This is a genomic window from Paenibacillus sp. FSL R7-0198, assembly GCF_038000415.1.
Taxonomy (GTDB): Bacteria; Bacillota; Bacilli; order Paenibacillales; family Paenibacillaceae; genus Paenibacillus.
Map to the genome: position 1 here is coordinate 1,450,485 of NZ_JBBOCB010000001.1, position 20,320 is coordinate 1,470,804.

At 46.6% G+C, this 20,320-nt stretch carries 17 protein-coding genes; 2 read left to right on the forward strand and 15 right to left on the reverse strand.

Going from position 1 to position 20,320, the window contains the following annotated elements; genetic code table 11:
- Positions 1-148: 148 nt before the first annotated feature.
- The 7 genes from pyrE to pyrR all read right to left on the reverse strand — a co-directional run bounded on the left by pyrE (position 149) and on the right by pyrR (position 9,328).
- Entirely contained in the window at positions 149-790 is a 642-nt protein-coding gene (gene pyrE, locus MKY87_RS06195; protein WP_036674850.1) for an orotate phosphoribosyltransferase, read from the reverse strand.
- Complete coding sequence (pyrF, locus tag MKY87_RS06200; RefSeq protein ID WP_340967390.1) at positions 787-1,527, reverse strand: orotidine-5'-phosphate decarboxylase; 741 nt, start codon at positions 1,525-1,527, stop codon at positions 787-789. Before pyrF ends, pyrE begins: the two co-directional genes overlap by 4 nt.
- A 103-nt stretch (positions 1,528-1,630) precedes the next feature.
- Positions 1,631-4,849 (reverse strand): carbamoyl-phosphate synthase large subunit, encoded by a 3,219-nt coding sequence (gene carB / locus MKY87_RS06205; protein WP_339790258.1) that lies wholly within the window; start codon positions 4,847-4,849, stop codon positions 1,631-1,633.
- A 1-nt stretch (position 4,850) separates the two neighbouring features.
- Positions 4,851-5,993, reverse strand: a complete 1,143-nt coding sequence (gene carA, locus MKY87_RS06210) for a glutamine-hydrolyzing carbamoyl-phosphate synthase small subunit (RefSeq protein ID WP_062835434.1) — start codon at positions 5,991-5,993, stop codon at positions 4,851-4,853.
- A gap of 429 nt (positions 5,994-6,422) precedes the next feature.
- On the reverse strand, positions 6,423-7,727 hold the full coding sequence (locus tag MKY87_RS06215; RefSeq protein WP_340963395.1) for a dihydroorotase: 1,305 nt from the start codon (positions 7,725-7,727) through the stop codon (positions 6,423-6,425).
- 126 nt (positions 7,728-7,853) lie between these two features.
- On the reverse strand, positions 7,854-8,765 hold the full coding sequence (locus tag MKY87_RS06220) for an aspartate carbamoyltransferase catalytic subunit (RefSeq protein WP_036674848.1): 912 nt from the start codon (positions 8,763-8,765) through the stop codon (positions 7,854-7,856).
- Entirely contained in the window at positions 8,765-9,328 is a 564-nt protein-coding gene (pyrR, locus tag MKY87_RS06225) for a bifunctional pyr operon transcriptional regulator/uracil phosphoribosyltransferase PyrR (RefSeq protein WP_017687330.1), read from the reverse strand. The genes MKY87_RS06220 and pyrR overlap by 1 nt, the downstream gene beginning before the upstream one ends.
- A 709-nt stretch (positions 9,329-10,037) precedes the next feature.
- Between pyrR and MKY87_RS06230 the strand changes: the two genes are divergently transcribed.
- Positions 10,038-12,713, forward strand: coding sequence for a YhgE/Pip domain-containing protein (locus MKY87_RS06230; RefSeq protein ID WP_340963397.1), 2,676 nt, complete (start codon positions 10,038-10,040; stop codon positions 12,711-12,713).
- Positions 12,714-12,804: 91 nt separating this feature from the next.
- Here the strand turns inward: MKY87_RS06230 and MKY87_RS06235 are convergent, their stop codons facing one another.
- From MKY87_RS06235 to lspA, 8 genes are all read right to left on the reverse strand, one after another.
- Entirely contained in the window at positions 12,805-14,109 is a 1,305-nt protein-coding gene (locus MKY87_RS06235; RefSeq protein ID WP_340963398.1) for a DUF6080 domain-containing protein, read from the reverse strand.
- A 59-nt stretch (positions 14,110-14,168) separates the two neighbouring features.
- Complete coding sequence (locus tag MKY87_RS06240; RefSeq protein ID WP_315371630.1) at positions 14,169-14,489, reverse strand: EamA family transporter; 321 nt, start codon at positions 14,487-14,489, stop codon at positions 14,169-14,171.
- Entirely contained in the window at positions 14,476-14,766 is a 291-nt protein-coding gene (locus MKY87_RS06245; protein WP_197997836.1) for an EamA family transporter, read from the reverse strand. The genes MKY87_RS06240 and MKY87_RS06245 overlap by 14 nt, the downstream gene beginning before the upstream one ends.
- A 26-nt stretch (positions 14,767-14,792) precedes the next feature.
- Positions 14,793-15,425, reverse strand: a complete 633-nt coding sequence (locus MKY87_RS06250; protein ID WP_340963401.1) for an HAD-IB family hydrolase — start codon at positions 15,423-15,425, stop codon at positions 14,793-14,795.
- An 18-nt stretch (positions 15,426-15,443) separates the two neighbouring features.
- The gene (locus MKY87_RS06255; protein WP_260632825.1) at positions 15,444-16,358 is read right to left on the reverse strand and encodes a decaprenyl-phosphate phosphoribosyltransferase; all 915 of its coding nucleotides are present in this window, start codon (positions 16,356-16,358) and stop codon (positions 15,444-15,446) included.
- 178 nt (positions 16,359-16,536) lie between these two features.
- Complete coding sequence (locus tag MKY87_RS06260) at positions 16,537-17,790, reverse strand: LL-diaminopimelate aminotransferase (RefSeq protein WP_340963405.1); 1,254 nt, start codon at positions 17,788-17,790, stop codon at positions 16,537-16,539.
- Between the two features lie 110 nt (positions 17,791-17,900).
- Entirely contained in the window at positions 17,901-18,863 is a 963-nt protein-coding gene (locus MKY87_RS06265; RefSeq protein WP_370739101.1) for an RluA family pseudouridine synthase, read from the reverse strand.
- A complete protein-coding gene (gene lspA, locus MKY87_RS06270) occupies positions 18,856-19,350 on the reverse strand; it encodes a signal peptidase II (RefSeq protein ID WP_091028497.1) in 495 nt (164 codons plus the stop codon). The genes MKY87_RS06265 and lspA overlap by 8 nt, the downstream gene beginning before the upstream one ends.
- A gap of 220 nt (positions 19,351-19,570) precedes the next feature.
- Here lspA and MKY87_RS06275 point away from each other — a divergent pair, with 220 nt between their 5' ends.
- Positions 19,571-20,308, forward strand: coding sequence for a TraR/DksA C4-type zinc finger protein (locus tag MKY87_RS06275; protein ID WP_340963407.1), 738 nt, complete (start codon positions 19,571-19,573; stop codon positions 20,306-20,308).
- The last annotated feature ends 12 nt before the right edge of the window (positions 20,309-20,320 follow it).

Genomic DNA, 20,320 nt, shown 5'->3' on the forward strand with positions numbered 1-20,320 from the left:
AAAAGTTAATATTTTGATGAACAAACGAAAAAAGCACCCCAAAGTGCGGGATGCCTCTTGCATATTCCATGGTTTTGCCGCTATGACGGCAATCATTACAATTTTGATACCGTTCATTCATGAACACTTTTTCGAGCTATCAATGATATTATTTACCAAATGAAGAAGGATCTTCACGCCAGGATTTAAGCAACTCAAAGTCACTCTCCTGAATCGTTCCCTGAGCCAAAGCCACATCCATCAGCGCCGTGTAATTGGACAGCGTCTGAAGTGGAATTCCTGCGTCTTCGAATGCTTTAACACCTTTATCCAGCTGGTAGCTGAAGATGGCAAGTACGGCGAGCGGTGTTGCACCTGCTACGCGTACAGCTTCGGCTGCTTTGATCGAACTGCCACCTGTAGAGATCAGATCTTCGATGACAACCACTTTCTGTCCTTCGGTAATCAGACCTTCGATCAGGTTCTCCTTGCCGTGTCCTTTCGCTTTATCACGAATGTAGGCCATCGGCAGATTCAGTTTCTGAGCCACCCAGGCAGCATGCGGGATACCTGCAGTTGCCGTACCTGCAATAACTTCTGCATCCGGGTATTGGTTACGAATAATCGTTGCAAAGGCCTCAGCGATATCGTTGCGAATCTCCGGATAGGACATCGTTAAGCGGTTATCGCAGTATATTGGTGATTTGATACCGGATGTCCATGTAAATGGCTGCTGCGGACGTAACGCCACTGCTTTGATTTTCAACAGTTGGGAAGCAATATGATTCGGAATCTCATTCAGTTCGATCATGCGTTCAACATCTCCTTCAAAATGGTTTCTGCCGCTTCACGCGGATTGGGAGCGCCTGTAATGGGTCTGCCTACAACAATGTAATGACTGCCTCTGGAAATGGCTTCACCCGGCGTCAAGACGCGTGTCTGATCTCCCAGACCACTACCCGCTGGACGGATTCCTGGAGTAACGGTGTGAAAAGCACTGCCACACGCTGCCCGAATTGCGGGCACTTCCAGTGGAGAAGCAACAACCCCATCCAGTCCGGCCTCTTGGGCCAGTCCTGCATAACGGACCACAGCAGCTTCCACACTTCCCGGAATGCCAATCTCGTTATTCATCGTTTCCAGACTTGTACTGGTCAGTTGGGTGACTGCAATGATCTCGGGCTTGCTAAGGGAAGGATCAGCAGCTATAGCTGCCTCAGCACCTTCACGTGCAGCACGCATCATGAGGACTCCACCTGCTGCATGTACATTGAACATGTCTACACCCAGACGTGTGATACTTTCAGCACCGCCACGAACGGTGTTGGGAATGTCATGCATTTTCACATCCAGAAAAACGGAGTACCCTTTGGATTTTAGTTCCCGAATAAAGTCCGGTCCTGCTGCGTAGAACAGCTGCATACCCACCTTGAGATAACAGGGAATGCCTTCAAGAGCTTGTACCAATGCTTTCGCTTCTTCCGCTCCAGGATAATCGAGTGCCACCATAAGACGGCCAGCCATTTCATTGAAACTCGCGTGATTCATCACCAGCGCTCCCCTCCACTTGCTCATTTTTTCCGTTTTTGCCCGATATAAAGGACATCCCGCCAGCCCGCAGGCTGACTGATGTCCTTCATCAAAGAATTATTTATTTTACAAAGACAGGCATTGCTTCCGAAGAGAAGTTGATCGTTTGCAGCATGATCAGCAGCGCACGAATCGTATCCAGTGAAGTCATACATACAATGCCATTTTCTACCGCTTCACGACGGATACGGAATCCATCACGCTGCGGTGTTTTGCCTTTGGTGAGTGTGTTGAAGACAAAGTTTGCTTCGCCGCTACGGATCATATCCAGAATGTTCGGCGAACCTTCACTTAATTTGTTCACAGTCGTTACCGGAATGTTCGCAGCTTCAAGCGCAGCTGCTGTTCCGCCGGTAGCCATGATTTTGTAACCCAGTCTGTAGAAACCTTCGAGCAAAGGAACCGCTTCGTCTTTGTCTTTGTCTGCTACAGTCACAACAATTGCTCCGGTTGCCGGAATTTTCATTCCTGCGCCGATAAGACCTTTGAACAATGCTTTAGCGTAATTCGGGTCACGACCCATAACCTCACCTGTAGACTTCATCTCAGGTCCGAGGGTTGGTTCTACACGACGCAGCTTCGCGAAGGAGAAGACCGGAACTTTAACAGATACATGATCCGATTCAGGCCACAGCCCGTCAACATAACCAAGATCTTTTAGTTTCACACCCAGAATGGCTTGTGTTGCCAAGTTCGCCATCGGAATGTTGGTTACTTTGCTCAGGAATGGTACGGTACGGGATGAACGTGGGTTCACCTCGATAATGTACACTTGGCCATCATGGATAACAAACTGGATGTTGACCAAACCTACCGTTTTCAGTTCTTTCGCAATTTTGATTGTAATCTCTACAATTTTCTCTTTCAAATCCTGGGACAGATGTTGAGGAGGATATACAGCGATGGAGTCACCAGAGTGAACCCCTGCACGCTCGATATGTTCCATGATTCCCGGAATCAATACCGTTTCACCATCACAGATGGCGTCAACCTCAACTTCTTTACCCATCATGTAACGGTCGATCAGGACCGGATGCTCCGGATTGATTTTAACCGCCTGTTCCATGTATGTCAGCAATTCAGCATCGGAGTATACAATCTCCATCGCACGACCGCCGAGTACATAGGAAGGACGAACCAGTACCGGGTAGCCCAGACTTTGAGCTGTTTCTACCGCATCATCAACGGAAATGACTGTTTTACCTTTTGGCTGTGCAATCTCCAGACGGGAGAGCAGACGTTCGAACTTCTTGCGGTCCTCCGCCTCATCGATGCTTTCCAGATCCGTTCCGAGAATGGTTACACCTGCATTACGCAGTGGTGCTGCCAGGTTGATGGCCGTTTGACCACCGAACTGTACGATAACCCCTACTGGTTTCTCCTGTTCAATCACGTTCATGACATCTTCGAAGAAGAGCGGTTCAAAGTATAGGCGATCTGATGTATTAAAGTCCGTAGACACCGTCTCCGGGTTATTGTTGATAATGACTGCTTCATATCCTGCTTTTTGCAATGCCCATACTGCGTGTACAGTAGAGTAGTCGAACTCGATCCCTTGACCGATCCGGATTGGTCCTGAACCCAGTACCACAACTTTTTTCTTGTCTGAAGGGATCACTTCATTCTCTGTCTCGTAAGTTGAGTAGTAATATGGCGTTGTTGCTTCGAACTCAGCTGCACATGTATCTACCATTTTGTACACTGGGCGCAGGTTCTCTGCCTCCCGACGAGTTCTAACTTCCGCTTCAGTTGTTAATGTGCCTCCAGGTTGACCTTGCGCACGCAGTTCAGCAATGGCACGGTCTGTGAATCCAAGGCGTTTCGCTTGATACAGAATGTCAGAAGACAACTCGGATTCTTCGCGAATGCGATCTTCGAATGCGATCAGACCTTCGATTTTGTCCAGGAACCACCAGTCAATCTTGGTCAGATCCTGTAGCTGTTGCAACGTATAACCTCTGCGGAATGCTTCGGCAATCAGGAAGATACGCTCATCATCTGCTTTGATCAGACGCTCGTTCAGGGTAGCTTCGTCCAGCGTTTCGGCATCCTTCAGGTACAGGCGATGTACGCCAATTTCCAGGGAACGAACTGCTTTGTGAATCGACTCTTCGAATGTCCGGCCAATAGCCATTACTTCGCCTGTTGCTTTCATCTGAGTTCCCAGTTTACGGTTCGCCGAGATGAACTTGTCGAACGGCCAACGTGGGATTTTGCTCACGATATAATCCAGCGTAGGCTCGAAACAAGCGTACGTTTGGCCTGTTACCGGGTTCACAATTTCATCCAACGTGTAACCCATGGCAATTTTGGCAGCCATTTTGGCAATCGGATAACCCGTTGCTTTGGAAGCCAGAGCTGATGAACGGCTTACCCGTGGATTTACTTCGATAACATAATATTGGAAGCTGTGTGGGTCCAGTGCAAACTGTACGTTACATCCACCCTCGATGTTCAGGGCACGGATGATTTTCAGGGAAGCTGAACGCAGCATTTGATATTCACGGTCCGACAGAGTTTGGCTTGGTGCTACAACGATACTGTCGCCTGTATGAACCCCTACCGGGTCGAAGTTTTCCATGTTGCAGACAACGATACAGTTATCGTTTTTGTCCCGCATAACCTCATACTCGACTTCTTTCATGCCTGCAATGCTCTTCTCGACCAGACATTGCCCAATCGGGCTGTAACGAATTCCCGCTACCACCGTCTCGCGCAGCTCTTCTTCGTTCGCACAGATTCCGCCGCCTGTTCCGCCCAGCGTATAGGCTGGACGCACGATGATTGGATAACCAATCTCATTTGCAAATTCAAGTGATTCTTCAAGTGTCGTTACGATCACACTCTCAGGTACAGGCTGTTCCAGTTCACGCATCAGGTCACGGAACAGATCACGATCTTCCGCTTTCTCGATGGAAGTCAGCTGTGTTCCAAGCAATTTCACATTTTCACGTTCCAGCACGCCTGCACGTGCCAGTTCTACCGCCATGTTCAGACCTGTCTGACCACCCAGTGTTGGCAGCAAGCCGTCTGGACGCTCCTGACGAATGATTTGGGTTACAAAATCCAGTGTAATTGGCTCAATGTAGACTTTGTCAGCCATGTTTGTATCCGTCATAATGGTCGCCGGGTTGCTGTTGATAAGTACAACTTCCACGCCTTCTTCTTTCAGAGCCTGGCAAGCTTGTGTACCGGCATAGTCAAACTCGGCCGCTTGACCGATGACGATTGGACCGGAACCAATCACCAGGATTTTTTTGAGATCTTTGTTAATCGGCATGTTATTGTGCTCCTTTCACTGCGGCTGCCAATACGGCTTGACGCGGCTTTTGCGGGTTAGTGATCTTGTGCTCACGAATCATCTCGATGAAGCGGTCGAACAGATAGCTGTTGTCGTAAGGACCCGGGGCTGCTTCAGGGTGATATTGAACCGAGAATGCCGGGAAGGATTTATGTTTCAGACCTTCAATGGTCTTATCGTTATTGTTGATATGTGTAACTTCCAGGTCTGTACTCTTCACAGACTCTTCGTTTACGGTAAATCCATGGTTCTGGGATGTGATGAAGCAACGTCCGCTCTCCAGTTCTTTCACCGGGTGGTTTCCTCCGCGATGTCCGAACTTAAGTTTTTCGGTGTCTGCTCCTGCCGCAAGTGCGAACAACTGGTGACCCAGGCAGATACCGAAGATCGGGTATTCGCCAAGCAGTTCACTGATCATCTTAACTGCGTGAGGTACGTCTTTCGGGTCCCCAGGGCCGTTGGACAGTTGAATGCCATCCGGGTTCAAGCGACGAATCTCGTCTGCTGTTACATCGTGTGGAACAACAACAACGTCACAGTTACGTTTGCTGAGTTCGCGCAAGATTCCTGTTTTAGCACCGTAATCCACGAGCACAATACGCTCAGCCGTTCCCGGGCTGTTGTAGACATGCTCCGTAGAAGTCATTGGCACCTGGTTACGCAGCTCGGCGATGGTTGTGTCTCCCATCATCTCCAGTAGTTCTTCCACAGGCTTCGATCCTGTTGTGAGAATTCCCTTCATTGTGCCGTGGTGACGAATCCGGCGAGTCAACATGCGTGTATCAATTTCGCTGATTCCTACGATGCCGTATTCTTTGAGCAGATTGTCTACGCTGTATTCCGCACGCCAGTTGCTTGGCGTTGGCTCATGACGACGCACAACGAAACCATGTACGTATGGACGAATCGACTCAAAGTCATCACGCGTAATGCCGTAGTTTCCGATCAGCGGATACGTCATGGTTACGATTTGACCGCAATAGGAAGGATCCGAAAGCACCTCTTGATAGCCTGTAATTCCCGTATTAAAAACGACCTCACCTGTAGTTTCACCTTCAGCACCAAATGCTTTCCCGGTGAACAGTGTGCCGTCTTCCAACAATAATCTTGCCTGTGCCTGCATCCCATTTCACTCCTCTGTGTTTATCAACGTTGAATGGCATTTGGGTTGAACATGGGGGACGTTACGATTGTGCGGCTCCGCTGACAGAAAACCCTTTGATCGCTGTTATCCCCGGATTACTTTTTATCATTTTTCAAATGATGTAATCCGGTGATAAAGGCGAACGCCTTGCTTCTTCGGGTCTTTTCTGTCCGCTCCGCAGTTACGTTGGTGTCCAAGTTCAAAACCATGACATTCAACTTTGCTTGTTTCGTATGTTAGACTCTCGGCATGATTTGCCTCGAGTTAGTTGAAAAAATATTACTGGTGTAAAAGTTGTAGATTAAGTTTTAGAGTTAGATTTAAAAAGATTTGTTGTTTTAAAAAAGTTAAGAATTACTGTTACTGATTTAAAGAGTTACTGTTTTATTAATTTACTAAATTACCGTTTTACTGTTGTACCGTGTTATGCCACACGCTTTTGCCATCCACCCATGTTTGTACGGCCCAGCCTTTCAGCTTCCAGCCTGTGAATGGTGTGTTTCTTCCTTTGGTTGCAAACGTTGCAGGATCAACTGCTTTTTCCTCGTTCAGGTCAATCATCGTGATATCCGCTGGTGCTCCTTCTTCCAGTTTGCCAGTATCCAGTCGGAATACACGTGCCGGATCAGCTGTCATGCGTTTCACCAGGAAGTCCAAGCTCCACAGTCCTGTTTCCACAAACTTCGTGTACAGCAGTGGGAAAGCTGTTTCGAATCCAACGATTCCGAAAGGTGCCAGCTCCATGCCTTTGGCTTTCTCTTCTTCACTGTGTGGCGCGTGATCAGTTACGATCATATCCAGCGTGCCGTCCAGCAAACCTTCGATACACGCCTGCACATCGCGTGGTGAGCGTAGCGGCGGGTTCATCTTCCAGTTGGCGTCCATGCCCGGGATATCTTCATCCGACAACACCAGATGGTGCGGACACACCTCAGCAGTTACTTTAATGCCGATGGACTTCGCCAGACGAATCAGGCGAACCGATTGCTCTGTACTTACGTGGCAGACATGGTAATGAACTCCCGTTGCTTCTGCCAGCAGGATATCACGGCCAACGTGGATAGCCTCGGATTCATTAGGAATACCTTTGATGCCGTGACGTTTCGAAAACTCGCCTTCCGTCACATATCCACCGACAACCAGTGAGTCATCTTCACAGTGTGCGATCACGGGCATATCCATACTAGCGGCGAGGCTCATGGCATCTTTCATCATTTGAGCGTTTTGTACGCCTACACCGTCATCCGTGAATCCAATAGCTCCTGCTTCTTTCAAGGCGGCAAAATCGGTAAGTTCACGACCCAGTTCGTTTTTTGTAATAGCTGCATAAGGCAACACTTTTACCAGATCGGCTTCTTTGGCCTTATCCAGTACCAGCTTCACCACTTCCGGGCTGTCTGTTACCGGTCTTGTGTTTGGCATGCAGGCAATCGTTGTAAAACCACCTTGTGCTGCTGAACGGGCACCTGTCTCGATCGTCTCTTTGTGTTCGAATCCAGGTTCACGCAGATGCACGTGCATATCGATCAATCCCGGAATGACCAGTTTGCCTGATGCGTCTGTCACACTTTGCGCTGACTTTTCGGCATCCAGAACGGCTTGGTCTTCCAGACCAGCGATCTTTTTAATTTTACCTTCATCTATAATGATGGTTTTCCGTTCAAGTTCCCCTTTTTGGTTCAAGACGTTTGCGTTTTTTATAATCTGTAGCATAATTGCCCTCCGCTTCGGTTCTGTCCGGCTTACCAGGCAAGCCGGATGATTTTCTTTATCGTGTACTCTCTTATTGCTCTATAAGAACTACCGTACCGTCAGCCTATGACCCACAGCCAGACCCTGTTACAGTTTCATCGCACGTTCCATAACCGCCATGCGGATTGGAACGCCGTTTGCCATCTGCGGGAAGATCCGCGATGCTTCACTTTCCACAACCGCGTCATCTACCTCGACGTTGCGATTCACTGGAGCAGGGTGCATGATAATGGTGCTTGGTTTTAGGCGTGATGCCCGTTCTTCCGTCAATCCGTAGTGTTCGCGATAATCCTCAGCTGAAGTAATTAAGCCATGTTGATGACGTTCCAGTTGAACACGGAGCATCATGACTACATCTGCATCCAGCGCTTCTTCAAGACCGACATAAGGAGCATGCTCTGCGAGTTCCGGTGCCTGCATCGTTTGAGGTGCACAGAAGCGTACATCTGCACCAAACTTTTGCAGTGCCCACAGGTTGGAACGAGCTACACGGCTATGCAGGATGTCACCAATGATGGAAACACGCAAACCTTTCAGTTCGCCAAATGCTTTCCTCATCGTGTAGAGGTCCAGCAGTGCCTGCGTAGGATGCTCATTGTTGCCGTCTCCGGCGTTGACGAGTGGTACATTCACTTTTTGAGCCAGTTGTTGCAGAACGCCTGCCGGTTTCAACCGGATCACCCCTGCATCAATGCCCATCGACTCAAGTGTTCGTACCGTATCGTAGATGGACTCTCCTTTTTCTACACTGGATGCAGCTGCCGTAAAGTTCAACACTTGTGCGCCCAGGCGTTTCTCTGCCATTTCGAAGGAGAAACGGGTACGTGTGCTGTTCTCGAAGAACATGTTTGCAACGAAGCGTGATTCCAGTACAGGAACCAGTTTCTCTTTCTGCGCTTCCCAGTGAGCCGCTCTGTTTAGAATGGATTCGATTTCTCCTCGACTAAGTTCCTTCAGTCCAAGCAAGCTTCGGTCTCTCAATGCTGTCTGTGTAATCATCATGCTTGCTCCCCCCGGTTCTGAGTGATTTTGACTTCATCCTGTCCGTCCGTTTCCATGAGTGCAACTTCGATCTCCTCTGATTTGGAAGTCGGTACATTTTTACCGATAAAATCAGGTCGAATTGGAAGTTCCCGGTGTCCGCGGTCTGCGAGTACAGCCAGCTGAATGTTCTGTGGTCTTCCACAGTCCATCAGGGCATCCATCGCTGCGCGAATCGTCCGGCCGGTATAGAGCACATCATCGAACAAAATCACTTTTTTGTTATGGATCGAAAGTGATTCAGGTGTCATAATCAACATTTCCTTGCGATTCGCTTTATTTTCGTCCAAGCGGTCATCGCGGTAAGGAGTCACATCCAGTTCTCCCCAGGGGACTTTAGCGCCTTCGATTTCTTCAATCTTCGCGGCAATCCGTTCTGCGAGGTAAACCCCGCGTGTACGGATACCGACCAGCACACAATCGTCGATTCCTTTGTTTTTCTCCAATATCTCATGGGCAATCCGTGTTAATGCGCGGCGGATCGCCGTCTCATCCATAATGACATGTGTCTCTGTGCTCATGCGTTCAGCCTCCTCAGGATTTCCCTTCAGCATCATGGCCCCGTGACGAGGAGAAAAAAAAAGACTCCTTGCCGTGTTTATTGGCAAGGAGTCTCCGAACTTCAGACCGCTCTGAAGAAAGTTTACTCTCGGGGATGCATCGCTTCATTTGCCGCAGCAAAAAAACGATGTATCGTTCACGTTACCTTGCCAGTCTCACGGGACTGATTTAAAGGTGCTATTCATGTCGTTCATATTGCAGGACCTCACAGGGTTCTGTAATCAATATGTCCGTTTGTCTTCATGAATTATGACAGAAAGACACCCCCCTGTCAACACCTCACCATCGCAGGTGAAAACCCTCTGCTACGTTCTTCTTATAATCAGCAGTTAGGCTGAAAAACATCCATGCACAATACATCTCATTGGTTATTCATAATTATACAACATTTCTGCATATTTATCCATAGGCAAATGAGAAATTTGATATAACCAAAATAAACCTTTGACTATGCTTATGTAGAGACAAAACACTTCTTTTTAGAAGAAACGGTGAGTTTCATTTACGCAATATATGAAAGCTCTGCATTAGGTCCAATTGAAATGGGTACAGTTTATAAACATGAACCCATTCATAGATGCTGCCATAATGCCGATATACATAAGATTCACAAATATGCGTCATAGAAATAAGATACGCCCTACATTTATGTACATTTAGGAGGAAGTCATGCGTCACATTTGGCACGTTTACAAAACAGACTGGTTACATATTCTGAAGGTTCCCACAGGTATATTTCTAATTGTGGCTATCATTTTACTGCCCGGGGTGTATGACTGGGTCAACGTGAAGTCCGTATGGGATCCGTACAGTAACACCCAGGGGATCAAAATTGCAGTGACAACCGAGGACAAGGGTGCGACTGTTGAAGGAACCAATGTTAATATCGGAGACGAACTGGTATCCAGCCTCAAACACAACGAAAAGCTGGGCTGGACTTTTGTGGACCAGGCTGAGGCAAAACGAGGTGTACAAACTGGAGAGTATTATGCTAGCCTGCTCATTCCCGGAGACTTTTCGTCCAAAATTACAGGTATCGTTGATGGGAAGCTGGAGCGACCGGAAGTAATCTATACCGTTAATGAGAAGGTGAATGCCATTGCTCCTAAAATCACAGGCTCTGGTGTATCTGCCATAACAACACAAATCAATGAAAACTTCACTGAAGCCGTCAGTGAGGCCGTTCTAACCAAGTTGAAGGAAGCCGGGGTTGAAATTAACGCCCAGCTTCCAACTTTGCGCAAGATGGAGAATGGCATTTTCACACTGGAGAAAAATCTCCCGGCCATTCAAGCCGCAGGTCAAAAGGTACTGGAAGTGGAAAAAGCCATGCCTGAGATTGTAAAAGATGCTCAAAAGATCGTTGAAATCGAGAAAAAACTGCCTGAAATCAATGAAGCGGCACAGTATGTGCTCAAGGTGCAGGAGTATTGGCCACAAATTAATGATGCGGCTTCCGAAGTGCTAGCTATTCAAGGGCGGATACCGGATATACAAAAAGCAGTAGAACGCATTCGAGAAGTCGATGAAAACTTTGGTCAGGTATCCGGTGTCATCCAAACAGCCCTGGATAAAACCAACAAAGCTCTGTCTATCGTAACGGCCGCAGAACAAGATCTGGACAAAGTATCACAAATCGCTGGCAACGGGATTGAGCTGGCCCAAGGCTTGAATCAATTTGTAGATTCTAGTGAAGAAGCGTTTCAGGCTATTGGCCCAACGATCCGCCAAAATCTGCTGCTGGTGCAGCAAATTACTAACGCTGCTGGAGACGTATTTGCACAATTGCAAAATTCGGATCTTGAAAACCTTCCTACAGCAGAAGATCTCGACCGGATTGCTTCGCGTTTAGGGATTGCGGTAAAACTAGTCGACAGTATGGCAGAACTACTGGGCAAAATAGACAACTTGCTCCCAAGCCATCCACTTGCTGATAAAATTACGCAGCTGAACTCCGTTTCAGATAAACTTCAGTTGCAAATCCGTCTGGCTGGGATCATGAGTGATGCCATTCGTCGCAATACAACTCCGCCGACAGACGTCATCGCTCAGTTAAATGCTCTCTCGAAAGACATTAGCAGCGGGATTGGCAATATCTTAAACACCTATGAAAGTGAAATATCGCCTGCACTTGCAGCTGGTGCGGATAAGCTCAGGTCTATCCTCTCCACTTCAGCAGAAACTCTACAAGGTGCAAAAGATCGAATTCCTGATATTGCGGACATTCTTGCATCGGCCAAAGAAGGGATTACGTTTGGGCAGACCGAGTTGACAAAAATCCAGAGCGACTTGCCTCAAATACAATCTAAGATCCATGAGATATCAGAAACACTCGCGAACAAAAGTGAAGGTTTTATCCAAGCTTTGAACACCGTGTCTTCATTAATTCGAAATGATCTGCCCAAGCTGGGAACCAAACTGAACGAAGCGGCTGATTTTGTTCGTAATGATCTGCCTAATGCCGAGAAACAGATAGGCAAGGCATCCGATTTTGTTCAGAACCAGCTTCCGGAGGTCGAAAAAGGAGTACATCGTGTTGCCACGCTGGTACGTGATGATCTGCCAGCATTGGAAAGTGCCATCAGCAAGGCTGCAGACAAACTTAGGGAAGTCGAAGGTAATAACCAGTTTGCCGAACTTGCCAAGCTTCTGCGCGGCGATATCGAAGAAGAGAGTGCTTTCCTTGCAAGTCCGGTGAAAATCAAGGAACAACAGCTTTACCCGATTCCGAATTATGGATCGGCCATGTCACCATTTTATGGCGTGCTGTCCTTGTGGGTTGGCTCAACACTGCTGATTTCTCTGCTTCGTGCCGAAGCTGAGAATCCAGAGGGCAAGTTCCGGGGATATGAGTTATATCTTGGACGTCTCGCTACTTTTCTGACCATTGGGTTACTTCAGGCGATATGCGTCACCCTGGGAGATATCTTAATCTTGGGTACCTATGTCGCAGATAAACTGTGGTTTGTCCTGTTTGCCATACTGGTGAGTGCCGTATTTGTCACCATAACGTACACTCTGCTTTCCGTTTTTGGGAATATCGGAAAAGGGATCGCCATCATCTTCATGGTGTTTCAGTTCTCCAGCTCCGGCGGTACGTTCCCAATCAGCATGACATCACCCTTTTTCCAGGCATTAAATCCGTTCATGCCCTTCACGTATGCGATCAGTCTGCTGCGTGAGTCGGTCGGCGGCATATTGTGGTCTACTGCCATCAAGGATATTCTGTGGTTGTGTATGTTCATCGCGCTGAGTCTCATTGTTGCTCTCGCTTTGAAACGTCCACTCAGCAGTCTCACCAAACGTTCAGCCGAGAATGCCAAGAAGACCAAAATTATTGCTTAACTCTTTTGCTGGACACTAAATAAGAAAAGGCCATTGGACTTTCCATCCAATGGCCTTTTCTTATTTCATTATATGAATCGATACATTTTGATTATTTCACTGAGCGTTCCTGTTCCAACTGATCATAAGATTGCTTGATTGTTGTTAATGTTTCTACATGGCGATAGATGTTGTTACTTGCTGTAACGATAACACATAACATGATCAAGCCTATAACCACTTTTTTCCCCAATCCCGGACGAAGGCTGATGACGAAACCTCCACCCAACAGGAAGAACGCAAACAGATAATGTCCCGCATACAGGTACATATCGTATTGAAACACAGCCAGACCAAAGCCCACTACGACATGAAGCAAAAAGGCAAACAGAATATATGGCACAAGGGTCCACACTTCACGTTCACGAATGCCCTTAATGAAGCCCATGAGTGCCAACAGTAAAATAAAGATACCTGTAATCTGCACATAGACTGGGTTGGAACGGGATAGATCCGTAACAAAGGCTGCCATGCCCGGGTCCAGTAAATGCATCTTCGGTGTCAGCATCGGATTAATAGTTAACATATTCAATGCTTTCCAGTGAACAGCGAACTGGAATGGCGTTGCATAGCTGGTTCCACCATTTTGAATGCCCAACAGCCAGTTACTGACCCAACTGCGACCTCCAAAGGCAACATACTGAACGCCTGTTAATACGATAATAATCAGAACCGCCAGTGCCATGATGCCGATGTATTTTTTCAAATTCGCCTTATTGCGCCATGCATGCATATTGAAGAATGTGGCAGCAGCAAACGGTACGATGTTTGTCGAGGTTAGCCCAAAGTTAATCGATGCAAGCAATGCATTAGGTACATAACGTACGTCCTGACGCTCACGAGTATACTGCATGTAAACCACTGAGAACAGAATAAAGAACTGTACATACGGATACGAATCCGGGATCAACGCGGTATACATCAGGTAGGAACTGAAACCAAACAGTAAGGCGAACAACAGCGGTACAATGGTTGGTTTATCTTCTTTTTGACTCAGGAACAGATACGCCAGCACCACTGAACCCGCATTAATCAGCGATTGCAGGATTAGAAAGAACCAGTTGCCTCCCAGCAGTTTCGCTACAGCCGCAAGGGTGACTGCGAGAAAGGAGATCAGCGGATGGATCACGGAAGAACTGTTGTCCCCATAATACATGGAAGGATCAAAGTTGAATAAATTGATTGGAAACAGTGTCGTATTAAATGGGGTATACCTCCCAAGCATCCCTGCATTATTTTCAATGTACAGAACGTACGAGCCGTTCATTAAACCATAGAACAGAGCAAATCCCGCAAACAGGTAAAAGGCTGTCCAGTTGGCTCTGCGATTATAAAATAAGTAGTCCAAAAATTTCATGCTTTCATTTCACATCCAAAAAATTTTATAGTGCTCGTGTAAATAATCTATAGTTCAACTTAGAACACCAATAAACATAGGCCACCCATAATACATGCCACACCGATCCAGCGTAAAGGGCCCACTGTCTCTTTAAATACCAGCCGCGCAATAATGAGAGTCCACACATATGTTAATGCGTTCGCAGGCAACACTACGGTTAATGGAAGAAACTTCAGCAATACAATATTCAGCAACGCACCCGTTCCGTAGAATCCAAGCCCCATGAGTACATGCAGACGATTGCGACTAGTAGCATAAGCTTTCAGTCCGGCCCCGCCCAGTGCACCACACAACGTCATGACAATTAATACGGCAACCATCCAGCTATCGATCAACACTGGTTAATGTCACCCCGATTCCAAGCAACACAACTGCCGCCAGCTTCTGCACCGTAATTTCTTCCCCAAGCAAAAAATATCCATAGATTAAGGCAAACACGTAACTGGCACACATCAACGGATAAGCAACAGAGAGTTTTTCCAGAGCAAAAGCTTTAATCATCAAAATCGCTCCAAGTCCATAACACAAAAAACCAACACCAAGGTAGATCCACTCGGTTAGTCCCCATTTCCAGAACAATTGACCCGTTGCTGTCAGAAAAGCGGAAACGAGCATCAACCATTTACCGGTATGACGCGATTTTATTTCCCCCACGTTAATGCCTCCATGTCCGGAACACGCTTGTTAATAAAGTATCGTTGACTTACAAGCTGCATGACTGGAAGATCGGATAAGGAGTCCGAGTAGGAACATGACTGGTCATAATCAATGACCATATTCTTCTCACTCAGATAAGCCTGAATTCGGCGTACCTTCTCTTCCCCTTTGCAATTGCTGCCATCAACTCTGCATGTGTAACCATTCTCATGACGGACAAGTTCAGTTCCAATTACATGATCCACCCAGGGAAAATTATTAAAGTATTTCATATAGGCATGCGGAGATGCAGTTACCAGCAAGACATGATAACCTGCTTCTTTGCGGTGTTGCATCTCTACACTCGCCTCGGCAAAAATGGACGTACGCAAACGAGTATCAAAGAAATGTTCGAGATCTTTTTCAGACATACGCTCAATTTCTTGAAAGTAGGATCGTTTGACTTGTTCAACCGTCATGAAGCCTGCCTTGAATAACACGGTATGTAATGCGATGAGAGGTAATCTCCATACCTGCCACGGGTAACGGCGAACACCGTAATGCACAAATTGAAACATGGAATCACTGCGTATGATCGTTTTATCAATATCAAAAATGGCGACTTTCGTTCTTTTCACCCTGATCCCCCTCAGCCTTTATTCAAAGATTGCAAAGATTGTAACAACACTTATCACATACAACATAACCGTAATTAATATGGGCTTGTCCTCAAACAGCACCCGATCGGGCGAACCTCCCTGGTTCTTCATGTGGATCAGATACAGATAACGGAACATGCCGTAAATGACCAATGGAATCGTCCACATCAGATGAATGGTTCGATCTGAAGTGAATGTGAACAGGGAATAACTGATAATCGTAGCTGTCGTCACAATCGTATTGAATTGATCCAGTAATGTAATGGAGTAGTTATCCAAAACCTTACGGTGTGATCCCGTATTTCCCTCAAGCAACGTAAGTTCATTTCTGCGTTTGCCAATGGCCAGAAATAACGACAACAGCATTGTACAGATCAAAAACCACGGTGTGAACGGCACATGGATCAGCACACCACCTGCAATGGCACGAAGTACAAACCCAGCGGCAATGGTCATCATATCTAGGATAACGAGATGTTTCAGCACAAATGAATACGAGACATTCAATAAGAAATAGACGATACATAACACCCCGAATAGCGGGTTCATCATGAATGCCGTTCCTACGGAAAGGATTAATAGAATAATGCCAAACAACAACGCATGACTCGGATTAACCTGCCCAGAAGCCATAGGACGATACTTTTTCACCGGATGCTGTCGATCCCTGTCCCGGTCTACAAAGTCATTTAAAATATAAACACAGCCTGCAACAAGGCTAAACAGAATAAAACCAAGCAACGTCGCAAGAATGGTTTCCGTCCGAATCTCCTCAAAAGAGAATAATAACGCAGCAAATAACAGCAGATTTTTGGTCCACTGTTTGGGTCTTAACAATCTGATTAATCCTGACACTGTACTGCCTGTTCCTGTAGCCGGTGAGGACACCGTACTTGTTCGTGATGATAACATTTGTAATAACTCCCTTCAAAACAACTTCTGTATATAACAAATAACGTAAAGATCTAATCATATGTTGCTTGTATAATTTTGTAAAGGGAGTAAATGAAAAAAATCTAATATGGGCATAAAAAAAGAGACCGTTACCGGTCTCTTCGTTTTCACATGTTTAATCTATAGGGTACTACAATTAAAATTCGAATTGCACGTCGCTCAGACGACGTTTGATCTCAGCAATAACACGTTTCTCTTCCTCTTCACCCTTCGCTTCAAAGGTTACGGAGAAACGAACAAAGTTACCGGCATCATCCCAAGGTACGGATGAGATCAGTTTCTCACGGATCAGGAATTGGGAGAAATCTTCGCCTGATTCGAAGCGACGTCCACCAATCACACCTTTTGGTGCTTCAACATACAGGAAGAATGAACCTTTAGGTTTTTCAGCCTGGAAGCCCAGTTCGTTCAATGCGGCAACGAGCATGTCGTGACGACGGGAATATTTCTCTGCAATTTTTTCCGTAATTTCAGGGTGATTCAATCCGTAAGCAGCAGCCTTTTGAATCGCGATGAACTGACCGGAGTCATTGTTGTCCTTCACGTCACTGAATGCTTTGACTACAAGCGGGTTACCCGCTACGAATCCGATTCTCCAACCCGTCATGTTGTAGGACTTGGACAGAGAGTGCAGCTCTACGCCAACATCCTTCGCACCAGGTACCGACAGGAAGCTGAACGGTTTTTTGCCATCATACGTCAATGCTGCATATGGAGCATCATGTACAACCACAACATTGTATTTCTTAGCCCATTCCACAACTTCAGTGAAGAACTCCACCGTCGCGCTTGCGCCTGTTGGGTTGTTCGGATAGTTCAGGTAGAGCAACTTCGCACGTTTTGCGATGTCTTCCGGGATAGCCGTCAGATCAGGCAAGAAGTTGTTCTCTTTCGTCAATTGGATGTTGAACACTTCTCCACCCAGATACTTCGTATGTGTACCCATAACCGGGTAACCTGGAACGGTCATAATCGTCACATCACCCGGATTGATGAAGCATGAAGGCATCATCGCCAAAGCCGGTTTGGAACCAATGGAGTGTACGATTTCAGTATCTGCATCAATACCTTCTACGTTGAATACGTTTTTCAGGTAAGAAGCAGCAGCAGCCTTGAATTCAGGAATACCATTGTCGGCATAACCACGGTTCTCAGGTCTGGAAGCTTCTTCTGCGAGTGCAGCCACAATGCCTGCATCCGCCATTTCGTCCGGTTCACCTACACCAAGGTCGATCAGTTCCACATCGGGAAAATCTTTTTTGGCCGAAGCTTTGGCGCGTTTGATTTTCTCGAATTTATAAATGTTCGTGTCTTTACCATAGTTGGAGCCACCGATACGGTCGGCAAAATTAGTCTGAATGTAAGTTTCTTGATATTTATCGATACTCATAACGTTGTTCATCTCCTCATTTGACGCAAATTTCTACACTTTAATATGAAGCATTTGCGTGATCAAAGCCATGGACAAAGTATCCGAACATTTGTACTTTCTTGGAACTGTTAACGACTGCGCAGCGAGGCAAGCACGTCTTCCATATCTTGCGGAATCGGAGCTGAAAATTCAAGGTATTCTCCCGTTGTTGGATGCACAAATCCAAGAATAGCCGCATGAAGAGCCTGTCCTTGCATTTTGATGCCTTTATTCCGTCCATAAGTTGGATCTCCTACAAGCGGGTGACCAATAAATTTCATGTGAACCCGAATCTGGTGAGTACGTCCTGTCTCCAGTTTCAATTCCAGCAAGGTGTAATCATTAATTCGCTCTGTAACGGTAAAATGCGTAACGGCATGTTTACTGTTACGTTCTGTGACCGTATACATTTTGCGGTCATTGGTATCGCGTCCAATCGGTGCATCAATGGTGCCTTGATCATGATTAAGATGACCATGAACGAGCGCAATATACCGTCTGTTCACCGTATGTTCCTTCAACTGAGCAGCCAGTGATGCATGAGCACGATCGTTCTTGGCAGCCATGATCAGACCGGATGTATCCTTATCGATACGATGCACAATACCAGGACGCAACTCCCCATTAATACCCGAGAGGTCTTTGCAGTGATGCATAAGTGCATTAACGAGCGTACCCGACGTATGTCCTGGTGCCGGATGCACCACAAGACCACGCTGTTTGTTAATCACGATCAGGTCGCTGTCTTCATATACCACTTCCAGCGGAATATCTTCGGCAACGATCTCAACGGCAGCCGGTTCAGGAATCTGTAGTTCAACAAGATCACCTTCGGATAACTTGGCATTGGCTTTGACAACAGCACCATTTACCGTAACCATCCCGTCTCCGATCCACAATTGAACCTGGGAGCGAGATACGTTATCCACAGCTTCCGTAATATATTTGTCAATTCGTTCTTTTTTATGTTCAGCGGCAACGGTCCATTCCATACGTTCATTGCCATTCATTAGTTCTTCGTCGTTAATCTGTTCCTTATTCGGATTACTCATGATGTTCATTCCCTTCAATCTTCGCGGCTGCTTTTTCGCGCCGTCCTTCAAGCAACGTCTCCACAATGATCAACGCTACACCGATGCAGATTGCCGAATCGGCGATGTTGAAAATGGGGAACGTGTAACTTCCGAAATTAAGTTGTACAAAATCTACAACTTCTCCGGTCAATGCCCGGTCAAGGAAGTTGCCAATTGCTCCACCAAGCACCAAACTAAGCGCCACAGGCAGCAATTTGTGCGGGGTATCTTTTACCTTTTGCAAATACCAAATCAAGGCAACGACCACAATCAACGTAACCACGATAAAGAACCAACGCTGGTCTTGCAAAATGCCAAATGCTGCTCCTGAGTTACGATGTGATGTGATGACAAAGAAATTGCCGATGACCGGAATTTCTTCTCTGAGTTCCATCCGGGTTGCAATCAGATACTTGGTTCCCTGATCCAATAAAAATACGATAAAAGCGAGGATATAATACACCACGTTTGTTTGTCACTCCGTTCTTGTCTTTTCCAAACGATACCAGGCTTACGCCAGACTTGTTTATTGTAGCACAGCTGTTTGGAAATCGTCCACGACGCCTACATCGCAATGTTGATGGCAAAAACGATAACATTTCCCTTCTGTAATCTTGCCCTTAATGGCACATCCTACAATAGAGTCAAAATCCGGATTCCAACATGAACGCAGAAAGGGGAAAATCATGTCACATTTTACTGCCGAACAACTGCAATTTTTACGTTCCCAACTGATGTCCGATAAGCGCGATATTGAACATAGACTTTCGGAAAACGAGCATTATGGCCTTGGAGATTCTCTTAAACTACAGACAGGTGAATTATCACCAATTGATAACCATCCTGGGGATATAGCTACGGAGGTGTATGAACGTGAGAAAGATATTTCCCTGCTAGAACATGATGAATTCCAATTGGAACGAATCGATTCTGCACTGCACTCCATCGAAGAAGGACATTACGGTACATGTGCGGTCTGCCAGCAACCCATCCCTTATGAACGCATGGAAGCTGTTCCCTACACCAAATACTGCAAAAAACATCAACCGGAAACCGTTGTCTCTGAGAACCGTCCTGTAGAGGAAGAATTCCTCGCCCCGGCATTTGGTCGAACCAGTCTGGACGAGCGTGATGATCAAAATGGCTTCGATGGTGAAGACACCTGGCAGATTGTTGAAAGCTGGGGCACATCGAACTCACCAGCCATGGCTGAAGGACGCGATATCGACAGCTATGATGTTATGGCGATTGAAGCCACCGATGAAGTGGAAGGCTGCGTTGAAGCGTACGAAAGCTTTGTTGCCACGGACATCTATGGTCATGACGTCTCCATCGTGCGTAATCGACAATATCGCCAGTACCTGGAGAACCGTGAAGGCGATGGTCTGTTAGAACCGGATATGGAGACGGATGACATGTACTAAATGCACTTTGAT

What these genes read in the sequence shown, in the direction of transcription:
- MKY87_RS06255 (WP_260632825.1), bottom strand. Translation starts at nt 16,358, where the DNA reads ATGTTATCATCACGAACAAGTACGGTGTCCTCACCGGCTACAGGAACA.
- MKY87_RS06260 (WP_340963405.1), bottom strand. Translation starts at nt 17,790, where the DNA reads ATGAGTATCGATAAATATCAAGAAACTTACATTCAGACTAATTTTGCC.
- pyrR (WP_017687330.1), bottom strand. Translation starts at nt 9,328, where the DNA reads ATGAGCACAGAGACACATGTCATTATGGATGAGACGGCGATCCGCCGC.
- MKY87_RS06245 (WP_197997836.1), bottom strand. Translation starts at nt 14,766, where the DNA reads ATGCTCGTTTCCGCTTTTCTGACAGCAACGGGTCAATTGTTCTGGAAA.
- carA (WP_062835434.1), bottom strand. Translation starts at nt 5,993, where the DNA reads ATGCAGGCACAGGCAAGATTATTGTTGGAAGACGGCACACTGTTCACC.
- pyrF (WP_340967390.1), bottom strand. Translation starts at nt 1,527, where the DNA reads ATGAATCACGCGAGTTTCAATGAAATGGCTGGCCGTCTTATGGTGGCA.
- MKY87_RS06220 (WP_036674848.1), bottom strand. Translation starts at nt 8,765, where the DNA reads ATGATTACACAGACAGCATTGAGAGACCGAAGCTTGCTTGGACTGAAG.
- MKY87_RS06235 (WP_340963398.1), bottom strand. Translation starts at nt 14,109, where the DNA reads ATGAAATTTTTGGACTACTTATTTTATAATCGCAGAGCCAACTGGACA.
- carB (WP_339790258.1), bottom strand. Translation starts at nt 4,849, where the DNA reads ATGCCGATTAACAAAGATCTCAAAAAAATCCTGGTGATTGGTTCCGGT.
- MKY87_RS06230 (WP_340963397.1), top strand. Translation starts at nt 10,038, where the DNA reads ATGCGTCACATTTGGCACGTTTACAAAACAGACTGGTTACATATTCTG.
- pyrE (WP_036674850.1), bottom strand. Translation starts at nt 790, where the DNA reads ATGATCGAACTGAATGAGATTCCGAATCATATTGCTTCCCAACTGTTG.
- MKY87_RS06275 (WP_340963407.1), top strand. Translation starts at nt 19,571, where the DNA reads ATGTCACATTTTACTGCCGAACAACTGCAATTTTTACGTTCCCAACTG.
- MKY87_RS06265 (WP_370739101.1), bottom strand. Translation starts at nt 18,863, where the DNA reads ATGAGTAATCCGAATAAGGAACAGATTAACGACGAAGAACTAATGAAT.
- MKY87_RS06215 (WP_340963395.1), bottom strand. Translation starts at nt 7,727, where the DNA reads ATGCTACAGATTATAAAAAACGCAAACGTCTTGAACCAAAAAGGGGAA.